Consider the following 15,865-nt stretch of genomic DNA (forward strand, 5'->3'; position numbering starts at 1 on the left):
GAAATTTTCAGGCAGGACGGTACCTTGCATTGATTATCAAGGAGTGAAGTTCATTTAATCATGATTGAAAAACAAGCATTTTATCGCACGCTCAACCAGCAGGCCCAGGCATTGCTGGAGGGCGAACCCGACATGATCGCCACCCTGGCAAACCTGTCTGCCCTGCTCAATCAGGAACTGGCTGACATCAACTGGGTTGGTTTCTACCTGCTGCAGGGCGAGACCCTGGTGCTCGGCCCGTTCCAGGGCAAGCCGGCCTGTGTGCGCATCCCGGTCGGGCGCGGTGTCTGTGGCACTGCGGTTGCCGAGGGCAAGACCCAGCTGGTGGACGACGTGCACCAGTTCGCGGGGCACATTGCGTGCGACGGTGCCAGCAACTCGGAAATCGTGATCCCGCTGCGCCGTGGCGGGGAGATCATCGGGGTGCTGGACATCGACAGTCCAATATTTAACCGCTTTGACGAGCAGGACCGGATTGGCCTCGAAGAAACGGTGCAAATTTTGGAAAGCATGCTCTAAGTCATTGCTAGATGGTTCGCAAAAGGTCCCAAGCTCTCTATAATGGGGCCTTTGTTGTGTTCGGGCATGCCCGTGCGTCTATATGAAAGCCAAGGTTATACATGGAAAACACTGAAAAGCTGAAGAACAGTAAAGAGATCGTCGCCTACCTGGTCGAGAAATTCCCGGCCTGCTTCATCGCTGAAGGAGAGGCCAAGCCACTCAAGATTGGCATCTTCCAGGATCTGGCCGCGCGTCTTGCTGATGACGAGAGAGTCTCCAAGACCATGCTGCGCTCTGCTCTGCGTCAATACACCTCCAGCTGGCGTTACCTGCATGGCCTCAAGGCTGGCCAGGCCCGTGTCGATCTGGACGGCAACCCGGGCGAGCTGCTCACCGAAGAGCACATCGAGCATGCCAAACAGGCGCTCAAGGAGAGCAAGGAACGTGTCTTTGCCAGCCGCCGTACCAACACCAAGGAGAAGGAAGACAAGCCCAAGCAGCCGCGTCGCAACGCGCCGCGCAAGGCTGACGCTCCCCGCTCCGACAAGCCCAAGTCCGCCCCTGCTCCCAAGGCTGCACCGGTCGCCGATGCGCCGCTGGTGAAAGTGGATGCCGCTACTCTGAAAGTCGAGCAGGGCGTGCGCGTCGTGCTGGGCAAGTCCCCTGTGCCTGCGACCATCAAGGAAGTGACCAAGGATGACGTACAGGTTCAATTGCAGACCGGCATGATGTTGCGGGTCAAGTTCGAGCATCTGGTTCTCTAAGGAGACGAATGTTGAAGCATGGCGTGATTCGTTTTTCACTCGTTGCCTGTAGCCTGGCGCTTGCCGGGCTCGCACAGGCCATCGAGCCGGTGCTCAAGGAAAGTGATTTGCCTGTGTTGGCTCAAGAGAGCCAACATGCTACGGCCAGCAAGCGAATTGCCAATCTGTTTACCCGCTCCCACTACAAACAGTTCAAGCTGGACGACGCCTTTTCCTCCGTGATCTTTGACAAGTATCTGGAGAATCTGGACTACAGCCGCAACCTGTTTCTGGCCTCTGACATCAGCCGTTTTGAGAAATATCGTACCGGTTTTGACACCGACCTCGAGCGAGGGCGACTGGCTCCGGCCTACGAGATGTTCAACCTGAGTCAGCAGCGGCGGTACGAGCGGTTCGAATACGCCCTCAAACTGCTCGACACTCCCTTCGATTTTACCCAGAAAGACAATTACGTCTTCGATCGGGAAGGGGCTCCCTGGCCCAAGGATGAAGCCGAGCTCAACGAGCTGTGGCGTCAGCGGGTCAAGTTCGATGCCCTGAGCCTCAAGCTCAGCGGCAAGGAGTGGCCCGAGATCAAGGAGCTGCTTGGCAAGCGTTACAACAACGCCATCAAGCGGATGTCCCAGACCGAGAGCGAGGACGTGTTCCAGCTCTTCATGAACTCCTTCGCCCGCGCCATCGAACCGCACACCAGCTATCTGTCTCCGCGCAGCGCCGATCGGTTCAACACCGAGATGAACCTCTCGCTGGAGGGGATTGGGGCCGTGCTGCAGGCGGAAGATGACTTTACCGTCATCCGCTCCCTGGTGCCAGGCGGCCCGGCGGCCAAGTCCAATCACCTGAAACCCGATGACAAGATCACCGGGGTGGGGCAGGACGACGGCAAGATTGTGGATGTCATTGGCTGGCGTCTTGACGACGTGGTCGAGCTCATCAAGGGGCCCAAGGGCAGCAAGGTGAAGCTGGAGATCCAGCGCGGCAAGGGTGCAACCGCCAAGACCGAGCTGGTGGAGCTGGTGCGTGACAAGGTGCGTCTGGAAGACAGAGCCGCCAAGTCCAAGGTGATCACCGCCGAGGGCAAGAAGATCGGCGTGCTCGAGATCCCGAGCTTCTACGTCAACCTGCACGACGACGTGATCAAGGAGATCTCCAGCCTCAACAAGCAGAAGATCGACGGCCTCATCGTCGATCTGCGCGGCAACGGTGGCGGTGCCCTGACGGAAGCTTCCGCCCTGAGCGGTCTCTTCTTTGCCAGCGGCCCCGTGGTGCAGATCCGTGATCACATGGGTCGCATCACCGTCAATGGCGACGACGACGGCAATGTCTACTACGGTGGCCCCATGTCGGTGATGATCGACCGCTACAGCGCCTCGGCCTCCGAGATCTTCGCTGCCGCCATGCAGGACTATGGTCGTGCGCTGATCCTCGGCGAAAACTCGTTCGGCAAGGGGACGGTGCAGCAGCATCGCAGCCTCGCCAAGGTCTATGACTTCTACGATCAGCCGCTGGGTCACGTGCAGTACACCATCGCCAAGTTCTACCGTATCGATGGCGGCAGCACCCAGAACAAGGGGGTTGCACCCGATATCGCCTTCCCGACTGCGGTCGCGCCGGGGGAGACGGGGGAGAGCCGCGAGTTCAACGCCTTGCCCTGGGACAAGATTGCCTCGGCCAGCTACGAGCGACTGGGGGACTTCTCCAGCCTGCTGCCCAAGCTGAAAGCGGCCCACGAGGCACGGATCACCAAGGATCCGGAATTTGCCTATGTGCTGCAGGACATCAAGGAGTATCAGGCGGACAAGGACAAGAAGTCGGTCTCCCTGAACGAAGCCGAGCGGCTGGCTGAACAGGCCAAACAGGACGAGAAGGCGCTGGCGCGAGCCAACGAGCGGCTGACCCGTCTTGGCAAGCCGACGGTGAAGAGCCTGGATGAACTGCCGACCGATTTCGAGGCACCTGACGAATACCAGGTGGAAGCGGCCAACATCACGGCGGATCTGGCCACCCTCAGCAAGAAGAGCTGATGCTGGCAACGAAATGACAAGGGCGACTCGGGTCGCCCTTTCTTTTGCCTGAATGCAAACTATTTGACCCTGTCCGAGCCTTGTGACAGCCTCTGACACGTCAATAACAAAGCGTGGAAGCACACAATAATGACTGAACAACCTCAGGCCATGACGGCCAAATATCGCCAGGATTACCAGGCTCCCCTCTATTGGTGTGACAGCCTGGATCTCGATTTTCAGCTGCAAGAGCCCCTGACCCGGGTCACCGCCATCTCCCGTTTGCGTCGCAGCGGCGATCACAACGAACCCCTGGTGCTGGACGGCGAGGGGCTTGACCTTGTCAGCGTCAGCGTGGATGGCGTGCCCTATCAGCAATACGAGCAGGGAGAGAGCAGCCTGACCCTGTTCAACTTGCCGGCCGAGTGCGTGCTGACCGTGGTCACCGACATCGATCCCGCCGCCAACACGGCGCTGGAGGGGCTCTACAAATCCGGCGATGCCTATTGCACCCAGTGCGAGGCCGAGGGCTTTCGTCGTATCACCTATTACATGGACAGGCCGGACATCCTGGCCCGTTACAGTACCCGCATCACCGCCGACAAGGCCAAGTACCCCTATCTGCTCTCCAATGGCAACAAGGTCGCGAGCGGCGATCTGGACGACGGTCGCCACTTCGTGCAGTGGCAGGATCCCTTCCCCAAGCCGAGTTACCTGTTTGCCCTGGTGGCCGGGGACTTCGATGTGGAACGCAGCCATTACGTCACCAAGAGCGGCCGCAAGGTGGCCCTCGAGATCTTCGTCGACAAGGGCAACCTGGACCGCGCCGGTTTCGCCATGGAGAGCCTCATCAACTCCATGCGCTGGGACGAGCAGCGCTTCGGCCTCGAGTATGACCTCGACATCTACATGATCGTGGCGGTGGACTTCTTCAACATGGGGGCCATGGAGAACAAGGGGCTCAACATCTTCAACTCCAAGTTCGTGCTGGCCAACCCGGCCACTGCCACCGATGCGGACTACCACGGCATCGAGCGGGTGATCGGCCACGAATACTTCCACAACTGGACCGGCAACCGTGTCACCTGCCGCGACTGGTTCCAACTCAGCCTCAAAGAGGGGCTGACGGTGTTTCGGGATCAGGAGTTCTCCTCCGATCTGGGGTCGCGCGGCGTCAACCGCATCAACAACGTGCGCACCGTGCGCGGTCCGCAGTTTGCCGAAGATGCCGGCCCCATGGCCCACCCCATCCGCCCGGATGTGGTGATCGAGATGAACAACTTCTACACCCTGACCGTCTACGAGAAGGGCTCTGAAGTGATCCGCATGATGCACACCCTGCTGGGGGAGGACGCCTTCCAGGCGGGCATGCGACTCTACTTCGAGCGTCACGACGGCTCTGCCGCCACCTGCGACGACTTCGTGCAGGCGATGGAGGATGCCTCCGGGGTGGATCTCGCTCGCTTCCGCCGCTGGTACAGCCAGTCCGGCACCCCCGAGCTCACCGTGACCGACGAATACGATGCCGAAAGCGGTGTCTATCGTCTGCACGTGAGCCAGCACACCCCGCCGACCCAGGATCAGCCACAGAAGCTGCCGCTGCATATCCCCCTCGACATCGAGATCTACGATGAGCAGGGTGCCGTCATCCCGCTGCAATACCAGGGCAAGGCCATTGGCAATGTGCTGGACGTGCTGGAAGCACAGCAGACGTTCGAATTCGATCGAGTGCCGGTCAGACCGGTACCCTCTCTGTTGCGAGACTTCTCCGCCCCGGTCAAGCTGCACTATGACTACAGCGACGAGGCCCTGGCCTTCCTGATGCGTCATGCCCGCAACGAGTTTGCCCGCTGGGACGCCGCCCAGATGCTGATCAACAAGGCGGTGATCGACGGGGTTGCCCGGGTCCAGCACGGGCAGGGGATTGAACTCTCCCACACCCTGCTGGCGGCCTTTGTCGCCATTCTGGACGAGGCTGCACTGGATCCCGCCCTCAAGGCAGAGATCCTGGCCCTGCCGGGGGAGGCGACCCTGGCCGAGCTGTTCGAGGTGGCCGACATCGACGCCATCCACCAGGTGCGCAACGGCATTCAGACTGCTCTGGCCCACGCCTTTGGCGACCGCCTGCTGGCGTGCTACGAGAGCCTGCGTCTGCCGGCTTATCAGGTGGTCCATGCCGACATGGCCAAGCGGGCCCTCAAGGGTGTGGTGCTGGGTTATCTGGCGGCGCTGGATGCCGCGAAGGCCGATACCCTGGTGCGCGAGCAGTACGGGGCTGCCGACAACATGACCGACACCCTGGCGGCGCTCCAGGTGGCCAACAGCCATCTGCTGCCGTGCCGCGCTGCGCTCTTGGCCGACTTCGAAGGCAAGTGGGCCCATGATGGCCTGGTACTGGACAACTGGCTGCGGCTGGTGGGGGCCAAGCCGGCCAAGGATGTGCTCCATGACGTGAAGCAGGCGATGGCGCACCCGACCTTCAGCATCCGCAACCCGAACCGGCTGCGGGCGCTCATCGGCAGCTTCGCCATGAGCAACCAGGTGCAGTTCCACGCCGCCGATGGCAGCGGCTATCGCTTCCTGACCGATCTCTTGATCGAGCTCAACGAGGTCAATCCCCAGGTGGCGTCCCGCCTCATCACCCCGCTTATCCAGTTCAAGCGGCTCGATGAGGGGCGCAAGGCGCTGGTTCGCGCCGAGCTGACCCGCCTGGCCAACCTGGACGGGCTGGCGCGGGATCTGTTCGAGAAGGTGAGCAAGGCGCTGGCACAGTAAGCGTCACGACGGCGGGCAGGAGAGTCTGGCTCTCCTGCCCGTTTTTCATGGATGACCAGGAGGTGACATGAGGCAATACACTTTTCGGCTCTCCCTTGGCCGCGACGAGATCATGCTGATGTACCAGGGGCAGGTGAACCGCCTGGTGGTACGTACCGAGCAGGGTCTGACCCTGGAGCTGGGGTTGGAGAAAATCCGGCGTTTTGTGTCGGAGAGCGGCGTTCACGGCTACTTTCGACTGAAAACCCAGGATGATCATCGCTTCATTTCCCTGGAACGCATAAATTAACAAAACTTGAACATCAATCCGGGTAAATATCTGCTTTAAGTCACTATCTATCCGGTAAATGGCGCGGCATCCAGTGCGATTTTCTGAATTTTGCCAACTTGGCAAAATTTATCACAACCCAAGCCGTGATCTGCCCCTTGTTTTTAACATCCCGTTATCACCTTTGCTCGCCTTCCTTGATCCAAGCCATTACACTTCGCTGCAACTCTGTACCGGCGCGCATCCTGGGTGGATGTCGCCGTGTCTGTGATGTCGTCCGATAAGGAAACTAGCAATGGCATTGAAAGACGCCCCTACCTCCGTTCTGCTCGAAAACGTTCTCAGTCTGATCCACCAGAAATTGCCGAAAAACAGTGCCTCCCTGGTCGAATGTTTCGTTGCCAAGTTCTACGGCAACATGGCCAGCACTGATCTGCATGACCGCAATGACAGCGATCTCTATGGCGCCGCCCTCAGTCTGTGGAATGCCCTCAACCACCGCACCGGCATCGAGCCCTATATCCGGGTCTACAACCCCGAGCTGACCCGCCACGGATGGCAGTCTCCCCATACCATCGTCGAGATCATCCTGCAGGATTCCCCCTTCCTGGTGGACTCCATCCGCATGGCGCTCAAGCGTCTCAATATCACCGCCCACATGATGCTGCACCAGCCGCTGCACCTGATCCGCGGCGAAGGCGGCAAGATTGGCGCCATCCTGGATCTGGACAACACCGCAGAGCAGACCTCGGTGGAAACCGCCTTCCTCATCGAAATCGATCACCTGACCGGTGAAGAGGAGATGGACGCCCTGACTGCCGAGCTCAACTCGGTGGCGCGGGAAGTGGCCCTGGCGGTGGGAGACTGGCAGCCAATGCTGGCGCGCCTGAACGAGATCATCGAGGAGCTGCCCAAACGCAAGAACCCGGTCAGCCAGGCTGAGGTGGACTCCTGCGTCGCCTTCCTCAAATGGGTGGCCGCCCACAACTTCACCCTGATGGGTTATCGTCGCTACGACGTCAAGGCGGTGGAGGGGGATCACGAGATCCTGCCGCAGCCCGAGTCCAGCCTGGGGCTGATGAAGAACTCCATCAAGGACGAAGGCCAGCGCCTCGGCACCATGCCCGCCAGCGCCCGTCACGCTGCCCTCAGTTCCGACTTGCTGATCCTCACCAAGTCCAACAGCAAGTCCCGGGTGCATCGTCCGGCCTATGTGGATTACATCGGCATCAAGCGCTTCGACGAGCACGGCAAGGTGGTGGGAGAGGATCGCTTCATCGGCCTGTATGCCTCCTCCATCTACAACACCAGTGCGACCCAGATCCCCCTCATCAGCCACCGCCTCGAGCGCATCATGGCCGCCTCCGGCTTTGAATCGGGCTCCCATGCCTACAAGGCGCTGCTGAACGTGCTGGAAACCTACCCGCGCGACGAGCTGATCCAGGCCCGTGAAGAGGAGCTGCTGGCCACCGGTCTCGGGGTGCTGGAGATGCAGGAGCGGGACATGCTGCGCCTGTTCGTGCGCCGCGATGTCTACGGCCGCTTCTTCTCCTGCATGGTCTATGTCACCAAGGAGCGCTACAACACGGCGCTGCGAGTCAAGACCCAGCAGATTTTGCAGAAATATTTTGGCAGCAGCATCGATGTGGAGTTCAACGTCTACTTCACCGAGGGCGTGCTGGCACGGACCCACTACATAGTGCGGGTCAACAACAACAACGTGGATGTGGATGTGAACGAAGTACAGAACAACCTGATTGAAGCGGCCCGCAGCTGGGATGACCGCCTGGATTCCGTGCTGCTTTCCCACTATGGCGAGGCCCGCGGCAACGAGCTGCGCCGCCGTTTCAGCACCGCCTTCCCCCGCGCCTACAAGGAAGATGTGCTGCCGGGCTCTGCCGTCGCGGACATCATGGCCCTGGATGGATTGAGCGAGGCCGAGCCGCTTGGCATGCTGTTCTACCGCGCCCAGGAGGAGGAGAACGATCGCCGGGTACGCCTCAAGCTGTTCCACCGAAGCGAACCCATCCACCTCTCCGACGTCCTGCCCATGCTGGAAAACATGGGGCTGCGCGTCATCGGCGAGACTCCGTATCAGGTACGGACCCCCACCGGCGAGGTGTTCTGGATCCTCGATTTCTCCATGCTGCTGCGCGGTGAGCAACCGTTCGATCTGGAGCAGAGCCAGCAGCGCTTCCAGCAGGCTTTCGCCGCCATCTGGAACAAGACCCTGGAAGATGACGGCTTCAACCGTCTGGTGCTGGGGGCCGGCCTCACCGGTCGTCAGGTATCCGTGCTGCGGGCCTATGCCAAATACATGCGCCAGACCGGCGTCTCCTTCAGCCAGTCCTATATCGAGGAGACCCTGACCCGTTATCCGGACATCGCCCAACTGCTGTTCACTCTGTTCGAACAGCGCCTGGATCCGGCCATCAAGCAGGATGCCAAGGTGCCATCGCAAGATGCCAAGGCATCAGCCAAGCTGCACGAGCAGCTCGCCGCCAAGCTGGATCAGGTCGCCAACCTGGATGACGATCGCATCATTCGCCGCTATGTGGAGATGATCGACGCCACCCTGCGCACCAACTACTACCAGCTGGACAAGGCGGGCAACATCAAGCCCTACATCTCCTTCAAGCTGGCCCCCTCCAGCATCACCGATATGCCGCTGCCGCTGCCGAAGTTCGAGATCTTCGTCTACTCCCCGCGAGTGGAAGGGGTACACCTGCGCTGGGGCAAGGTGGCCCGTGGCGGCCTGCGCTGGTCCGATCGCAAGGAGGACTTCCGCACCGAGGTGCTGGGTCTGGTGAAAGCCCAGCAGGTGAAGAACACCGTCATTGTGCCGGTGGGCGCCAAGGGCGGCTTCTATTGCAAGCAGATGCCGGTTGGCGCCCCCCGTGCCGTCATCCAGGAGGAGGGCAAGGCCTGCTACCGTCTGTTCATCCGCGGCCTGCTCGACGTGACCGACAACATCATCCAGGGCGAGGTGATCCCGCCAAAATCCGTGGTGCGTCACGACGAGGATGACTACTACCTGGTCGTGGCGGCCGACAAGGGCACTGCCACCTTCTCCGACATCGCCAACGAAATCAGCCTCGAATACGGCCACTGGCTCGGCGATGCGTTCGCCTCCGGCGGCTCGGTCGGCTATGACCACAAGAAGATGGGCATCACCGCCCGCGGCGCCTGGGAATCGGTCAAGCGCCACTTCCGTGAGATTGGCATCAACTGCCAGACCACCGACTTCACCTGCGTGGGGATAGGTGACATGGCCGGCGACGTGTTCGGCAACGGCATGCTGCTCTCCGAGCACATCCAGCTGGTGGGCGCCTTCAACCACATGCACATCTTCGTCGACCCGACCCCGGATGCGGCCAGGAGCTTCGTCGAGCGCAAGCGCCTGTTCGAGCTGCCCGGCTCCAGCTGGGATGACTACAACCGTGAGCTCATCTCCAAGGGGGGCGGCATCTTCCTGCGCTCTGCCAAGTCCATCAAGCTGAGCCCGGAAATGCAGACCCTGCTTGGCACCGACAAGAGCGGCATGGCCCCGAACGAGCTGATCAAGGCGCTGCTCTGCCTGAACGTCGACCTGCTCTGGAACGGCGGCATCGGCACCTATGTGAAGAGCGCCCGCGAGAGCGACGCCGACGTCGGGGATCGCAGCAACGACGTGCTGCGGGTCAACGGGCGTGACCTGCGTGCCCGCATCGTGGGCGAGGGTGGCAACCTGGGCTTCACCCAGCTTGGCCGGGTGGAGTATGCCAGTCAGGGTGGTCGCATCAACACCGACTTCACCGACAACGTGGGCGGGGTGGATTGCTCCGACAACGAGGTCAACATCAAGATCCTGCTCAACCAGCTGGTGGCCGCCGGGGATCTGACCCTCAAGCAGCGCAACCAGATGCTCTACGAGATGACGGATGCGGTGGCCCAGGTGGTCATCACCAACGCCTACCGCCAGTCACAATCCATCTCGGTGACCGCCTTCCGTGGTGCCGAGCAGCTGAAAGAGCAGCAACGCTTCATCCAGGGGCTGGAGCGGGAAGGCAAGCTGGACCGGGCGCTCGAGTTCCTCCCCTCAGACGAGGAGCTCTCCGAGCGGATGGCGGCAGGGCAGGGGCTGACCCGACCCGAGCTGGCGGTGCTGGTGGCTTATGGCAAGATGGTGCTCAAAGAGCAGCTCAATTGCCCGGAAGTGACCGAGGAGCCCTTCCTCGCCAACATGCTGGTCACCAGCTTCCCGACCCAGTTGCAGCAGCAATTTGGCGCGGCCCTGGCCCAGCATCCACTGCGAGGCGAGATCATCGCGACCCGGGTGGCCAACATGCTGGTCAACGACATGGGGCTCAACTTCGCCAGCCGGATGAAGGACGAGACCGGTGCCTCGGTGGCGGAAGTGGCCTGCTGCTTCGCCATGGCCCGGGAAGTGTTCGGCCTCGGCGCCCTGTGGCGTGACATCGAAGGGTGTGACAACGGGGTGGATGCCCAGACCCAGCTCGAGCTGATGTTCTACAGCCGCCGCATCGTGCGCCGCGCCACCCGTTGGTTCCTGCGCGCCCGCAACCGCAGCTGGAGCATCGGCGAGAACATCGCCTTCTTCCGTCCGGCCTTCGAGACCCTGAGTCAGCACCTTTATGAGGTAATGGACGAGAGCGAAGTGGCCGAACACCGCCAGGCGGTCGCCGCCCTGATGGAGAAACAGGTGCCGGAGGCCATCGCCCGTCGCGTGGCCCACATGAGCAGCCTCTTCTCCTGCCTGGATCTGGCGCAGATTGCCGCGGAGCACAAGACCGACATCCTGCGGGTTGCCAACGTCTACTATCGCCTGGGCGCCAAGCTGGATCTGCACTGGTTCCTCGAGCAGATCAACCATCAGCCGGTGGGCAACCACTGGCAGGCGATGGCGCGGGCCTCCTTCCGCGAAGATCTGGACTGGCAGCAACGCAGCCTCACCTCCGTGGTACTGGAAGGGTGCAAAGAGCAGGGGGAATGCGCTACCATACTGGCCGACTGGATTTCGGAGCATGAGCAACTCTTGTCCCGTTGGACCCACATGTTGGCCGACTTCAAGACCACGAGCACGCACGAGTTCGCCAAGTTCTCGGTGGCCTTGCGAGAGTTGAACCTGCTCCAGTTGAATTGCCGAACCTCGGCATAACCCCAAAAGCCCCGGCCAGTTGCCGGGGCTTTTTTTAAGGAGCAAGCATGCTGTACCCACTCGCCAGGCATTTCCTGTTCAAACTCAATCCGGAGCAGGCTCACGATCTCTCCATCAAATATTTGCCCCGCCTTCTCGGTACCCCGCTTGATTGTTTCTTCCGCCACTCTCTGCCCAAACGCCCCGTCACCGTCATGGGGCTTAATTTTGCCAATCCGGTGGGGTTGGCCGCCGGTCTGGATAAAGACGGGGAGTGCATCGATGCCTTCGGCGCCATGGGGTTCGGTTTCATCGAGGTCGGTACCGTGACCCCCAGACCCCAGAGCGGCAATGACAAGCCTCGTCTCTTCCGGGTGATCCCGGCCGAAGGGATCATCAATCGCATGGGATTCAACAACAAGGGAGTCGATCACCTGGTGGCCAAGGTGAAAGAGGCCAAATATCAGGGGGTGATCGGCATCAATATCGGCAAGAACAAGGACACCCCCATCGAGCAAGGCAAGGATGATTACCTTCTCTGCATGGACAAGGTGTATGACCATGCCGGTTATATTGCGGTCAATATTTCCTCACCAAACACCCCGGGTCTGCGTCAATTGCAATATGGCGATGCACTGGATGAACTGCTGGCCGCATTGAAACAGCGCCAACAGGAGCTGGCCGAGAAATATAAAAAGTATGTGCCGCTGGCCGTGAAAATTGCCCCGGATCTGTCACTCGATGAAATAGATCAGGTAGCCGCCTCTTTGATCAAGAACCGTATTGACGGTGTCATCGCCACCAATACCACTCTGGAGCGGGAGATGATATATGACATGCCCCATGCCGCAGAGGCCGGCGGGCTTAGCGGTCGTCCGCTCCAGCACAAGAGCACCGAGGTGATCCGCCACCTGGCCAAGGCCCTCGACGGCGCCCTGCCCATTATCGGTGTGGGTGGTATCGACAGCGCCATGGCGGCTCGGGAAAAACTGGCAGCGGGTGCCAGTCTTGTCCAGATTTACAGCGGCTTTATTTATAAAGGGCCGAGTCTGGTCAAAGAGATCGTTACCCATATTTAAAAAATAACCGGTTGCCCTTATTTAACGTTGCTCAAATTCTCGACATGGAATAAAGTCGAGGGACGGCTTAGATAAGGGCACCACCATGTGTATTCAACCCAATGACAATTGGCAGTGGCATTATGACGCTCAGGATGATCGCCTGATGCTGGATTTGTCCGATCGCATGATATTTGCCACTGAATATAAAGGTCGGCAACTTGTTCCCTGTTCTTTCACCACCCAGCCTTTTTGCGTGGATGATGCCGCCCTTTATTACCAGTTGATGGACAAGGCCGCTGAACTCGACTGGAGTACGCCCCACCAGGTCCAGCTGGTCCTCAATGCCATCGCCGTCAGCCGTTTTTATAAACCCCTGATGCCGCAAAGCTGGTTCTTTCATGAACAGCAGGCTCATGTTTTTCCGGATATGGGATCCCTGGTGTGGATGGATACGCCCCATGGTCGGGGGGAATTCATGGTCATCGAAGCCGGCGATCAGGCGAGCGTTTGCCTGAACCTGACCGACGAACTGGTGCTGACCAACAGCAAGACGCTGCCGCGCTTTGCCGTGATCAAGGTGATGAATAACCGGATGCAAGCCAGAGTCCGGGCACCGACACAATATCGGGAAGTGGGCTGACGACGGGGCCGTTATATGGCGACGAATAAGTCCGTTATAGGCCTGCTATATTGGTCTGATATTTAAGCGCTCAGTCTCTCTCTTGTTCCATTATTTGTATTTTCTCCTTCGTCTGGTCGTCACGACCGTTTTCTGCCTGGCCCGGGCAAGATTTTCGAATTCTTTACGAATGTGATGGTAGACAACTGCCAGCCAGGAGCGGGATCCTGTCGCCCGCAAGGGGGAGGGGAGCGTTTGCCGCGCCTCTTGCCGTTTATATGGCGCCTTTGTCCAAGGTTCGAGTGCCGAGTGCGGGCCGATAAGGTATAATGCGGCACTATTTTTATGGCATCCCCGTGAGCGTGATGAAAGAATTTTTTGCAACCTGCCCCAAAGGGCTGGAAAACCTGCTGGCCGTCGAGCTGACCAATCTGGGGGCGGAGCAGGTCCGTGAGACCGTGGCCGGCGTCCACTTCAAGGGCGAACTGGCCATCGGCTACAAGGCCTGTCTGTGGAGCCGTTTCGCCTCCCGAATCGTGCTGGTGCTCTCCGAGTTCCAGATGAACGACGATCTGGACCTCTACCTCGGGGCCCATACCATTCCCTGGGAGGAGCACTTCTCCGGTACCGCCACCATCGCGGTGGACTTTACCGGTACCAACGCCTCCATTCGCAATACCCAGTACGGTGCCCTGAAGATCAAGGACGCCATCGTCGATCGCTTCACCAAGCGCGGTCACGTGCGCCCGGATGTGGACAAGAAGTCCCCGGACATTCGCATCATGGCGCACCTTGGCAAAGGCAAGGCCAATATCACGCTGGACTTGTCAGGCCCGGCGCTGCACCAGCGCTTCTATCGCCAGGGCACCGGCGAGGCGCCCCTCAAAGAGAACCTGGCTGCGGCCATGATCGCCCGCAGCGGCTGGGCCGGCGAGCCCATGATGGACCCCATGTGCGGCTCCGGTACCCTGCTGATTGAAGCGGCCTTCATCGCTGCCGACATGGCGCCTGCGCTGCGCCGCGAGCGCTTCGGTTTCGATCGCTGGCTGCAACACGATGGTGAACTGTGGCAGAGTCTGATGATGGAAGCCCAGGTGCGTGCCAAGCGCGGCATGCAACGCTGCGAGGTGAAACTGTTCGGTTGCGATGCGGATACCCGGGTCCTGATGAAGGCCCGTGACAACGCCAAGGCCGCCGGCGTGGCCCATCTCATTACCTTCAAGCAGGCCGATGTCACCAAGCTGGAAAATCCGCTGCCGATGCCGGCTGTGGAAGGGGAGAGCCGTCAGGTCGGCATGCTTATCTCCAACCCGCCCTATGGCGAGCGTCTTGGGGAGTTCCCGGCCCTGCTGGAAGTGCATCAGGCCCTTGGCGATGCCCTGCGCCGCGGTTTTCAGGGGTGGAAGGTCACCATTCTCTCCGCCTCTCCCGAACTCCTGAGCTGCCTGCGCCTGCGTGCCGACAAGCAGTATCGCCTGTTCAACGGCGCCCTCGAGTGTCAACTGCGCAACTACCAGATCGCCCTCGATGCCGTCGCTTCCCAGAAAGAGGTGGCCCAGGACTTTGCCAACCGTCTGCGCAAGAATCTGAAGACCCTCGAGAAATGGGCGAGCAAGGAGAACCTCGATTGCTACCGCCTCTATGACGCGGACTTGCCGGAGTACAACGCCGCCATCGACCGCTATCAGGACTATCTGGTGGTACAGGAGTACGCTGCGCCCAAGGACATCCCCGCCCAGAAGACCCGCCAGCGTCTGCTGGACATGGTGCAGGCCGCCATCAAGGTGACTGGCATGGACGGCGAGAAGGTGATCCTGAAGGTGCGCGAGCGCCAGGAAGGCAAACAGCAGTACCAGAAGCTTTCCGAAGAGCAGCACCGGATGGAGGTGCAGGAGTACGGTGCACGCCTCTGGGTCAACCTCTACGACTATCTGGACACCGGCCTCTTCCTCGACCACCGCCAGACCCGCCGCATGCTGGGCCAGATGGCAAAGGGCAAGCGCTTCCTGAACCTGTTCGCCTATACCGGCAGTGCCACCGTGCACGCGGGGCTCGGCGGCGCCCGCGAAACCACCACGGTGGACATGTCGCGCACCTACCTCAACTGGGCCCAGGACAACATGCGCCTCAACTCGCTGGTGGGCCGTGAGCACAAGTTCGTGCAGGCGGACTGTCTGAAGTGGTTGTCGGAAGCTGACGAGCAGTACGACCTCATCTTCATCGATCCGCCCACCTTCTCCAACTCCAAGCGGATGGACGAGAGCTTCGACGTGCAGCGGGATCACCTGCTGTTGATGCAGCACCTCAAGCGCCTGCTCGCGGCGGACGGCACCCTGGTCTTCTCCAACAACAAGCGCCACTTCAAGATGGACTTGGCCGGCCTTGACGCCATCGGTCTCAAGGCGCAGAACATCACGAACAAGACCCGGCCCAAGGACTTCGAGCGCAACCAGCATATCCACAACTGCTGGATCATCACCCACGCCGAGGCACAAGGCTGATGCTGACCCTGTTTCACACCGACGGCTGCCACCTGTGCGAACAGGCGTGGGCGCTGGTGGAACAGGCAGGGATGGCCGCGCAGACCCGCCGCTGCGACATCCTGGAGGAGGAGGCCTGGCTCGAGGCTTACCGGGTGCGCATCCCGGTGCTGCAAGACAGTGCCGGCCGGGAGCTGGGCTGGCCTTTCACCCTGGGAGAGCTGCAAGGCTGGCTGGCACAGGGGTGAGCAGGATTT

10 protein-coding genes are annotated in these 15,865 nt (G+C 60.4%); all 10 read left to right on the forward strand.

Going from position 1 to position 15,865, the window contains the following annotated elements:
* Nucleotides 1–60: 60 nt before the first annotated feature.
* The gene (locus tag AB5Y68_RS12270) at nt 61–519 is read left to right on the forward strand and encodes a GAF domain-containing protein (RefSeq protein WP_010674771.1); all 459 of its coding nucleotides are present in this window, start codon (nt 61–63) and stop codon (nt 517–519) included.
* Nucleotides 520–620: 101 nt separating this feature from the next.
* The gene (proQ, locus tag AB5Y68_RS12275) at nt 621–1,265 is read left to right on the forward strand and encodes an RNA chaperone ProQ (protein ID WP_010674770.1); all 645 of its coding nucleotides are present in this window, start codon (nt 621–623) and stop codon (nt 1,263–1,265) included.
* 8 nt (nt 1,266–1,273) lie between these two features.
* Complete coding sequence (gene prc / locus AB5Y68_RS12280) at nt 1,274–3,289, forward strand: carboxy terminal-processing peptidase (protein WP_039040788.1); 2,016 nt, start codon at nt 1,274–1,276, stop codon at nt 3,287–3,289.
* Between the two features lie 129 nt (nt 3,290–3,418).
* Nucleotides 3,419–6,043 carry an aminopeptidase N gene (gene pepN, locus AB5Y68_RS12285; RefSeq protein ID WP_039040789.1) on the forward strand — a complete coding sequence of 875 codons (2,625 nt, stop codon included), beginning with the start codon at nt 3,419–3,421 and terminating at the stop codon, nt 6,041–6,043.
* A gap of 67 nt (nt 6,044–6,110) precedes the next feature.
* Nucleotides 6,111–6,332 carry a DUF2835 family protein gene (locus AB5Y68_RS12290; protein ID WP_010674767.1) on the forward strand — a complete coding sequence of 74 codons (222 nt, stop codon included), beginning with the start codon at nt 6,111–6,113 and terminating at the stop codon, nt 6,330–6,332.
* A gap of 274 nt (nt 6,333–6,606) precedes the next feature.
* Nucleotides 6,607–11,469 carry an NAD-glutamate dehydrogenase gene (locus tag AB5Y68_RS12295; RefSeq protein WP_039040790.1) on the forward strand — a complete coding sequence of 1,621 codons (4,863 nt, stop codon included), beginning with the start codon at nt 6,607–6,609 and terminating at the stop codon, nt 11,467–11,469.
* Nucleotides 11,470–11,516: 47 nt separating this feature from the next.
* On the forward strand, nt 11,517–12,527 hold the full coding sequence (gene pyrD, locus AB5Y68_RS12300) for a quinone-dependent dihydroorotate dehydrogenase (RefSeq protein ID WP_039040791.1): 1,011 nt from the start codon (nt 11,517–11,519) through the stop codon (nt 12,525–12,527).
* Nucleotides 12,528–12,612: 85 nt separating this feature from the next.
* Nucleotides 12,613–13,149 (forward strand): cell division protein ZapC, encoded by a 537-nt coding sequence (locus tag AB5Y68_RS12305; protein WP_039040792.1) that lies wholly within the window; start codon nt 12,613–12,615, stop codon nt 13,147–13,149.
* Between the two features lie 308 nt (nt 13,150–13,457).
* A complete protein-coding gene (gene rlmKL, locus AB5Y68_RS12310; protein WP_039040793.1) occupies nt 13,458–15,629 on the forward strand; it encodes a bifunctional 23S rRNA (guanine(2069)-N(7))-methyltransferase RlmK/23S rRNA (guanine(2445)-N(2))-methyltransferase RlmL in 2,172 nt (723 codons plus the stop codon).
* Nucleotides 15,629–15,856, forward strand: coding sequence for a glutaredoxin family protein (locus AB5Y68_RS12315; protein ID WP_039040794.1), 228 nt, complete (start codon nt 15,629–15,631; stop codon nt 15,854–15,856). The genes rlmKL and AB5Y68_RS12315 overlap by 1 nt, the downstream gene beginning before the upstream one ends.
* Nucleotides 15,857–15,865 lie beyond the last annotated feature (9 nt).

It is taken from the genome of Aeromonas sp. R6-1 (genome assembly GCF_040908165.1).
GTDB classification, from domain to species: Bacteria; Pseudomonadota; Gammaproteobacteria; order Enterobacterales; family Aeromonadaceae; genus Aeromonas; species Aeromonas caviae.

What these genes read in the sequence shown, in the direction of transcription:
- rlmKL (WP_039040793.1), top strand. Translation starts at nt 13,458, where the DNA reads ATGCGGCACTATTTTTATGGCATCCCCGTGAGCGTGATGAAAGAATTT.
- proQ (WP_010674770.1), top strand. Translation starts at nt 621, where the DNA reads ATGGAAAACACTGAAAAGCTGAAGAACAGTAAAGAGATCGTCGCCTAC.
- pyrD (WP_039040791.1), top strand. Translation starts at nt 11,517, where the DNA reads ATGCTGTACCCACTCGCCAGGCATTTCCTGTTCAAACTCAATCCGGAG.
- AB5Y68_RS12305 (WP_039040792.1), top strand. Translation starts at nt 12,613, where the DNA reads ATGTGTATTCAACCCAATGACAATTGGCAGTGGCATTATGACGCTCAG.
- prc (WP_039040788.1), top strand. Translation starts at nt 1,274, where the DNA reads ATGTTGAAGCATGGCGTGATTCGTTTTTCACTCGTTGCCTGTAGCCTG.
- AB5Y68_RS12270 (WP_010674771.1), top strand. Translation starts at nt 61, where the DNA reads ATGATTGAAAAACAAGCATTTTATCGCACGCTCAACCAGCAGGCCCAG.
- AB5Y68_RS12315 (WP_039040794.1), top strand. Translation starts at nt 15,629, where the DNA reads ATGCTGACCCTGTTTCACACCGACGGCTGCCACCTGTGCGAACAGGCG.
- AB5Y68_RS12290 (WP_010674767.1), top strand. Translation starts at nt 6,111, where the DNA reads ATGAGGCAATACACTTTTCGGCTCTCCCTTGGCCGCGACGAGATCATG.
- pepN (WP_039040789.1), top strand. Translation starts at nt 3,419, where the DNA reads ATGACTGAACAACCTCAGGCCATGACGGCCAAATATCGCCAGGATTAC.
- AB5Y68_RS12295 (WP_039040790.1), top strand. Translation starts at nt 6,607, where the DNA reads ATGGCATTGAAAGACGCCCCTACCTCCGTTCTGCTCGAAAACGTTCTC.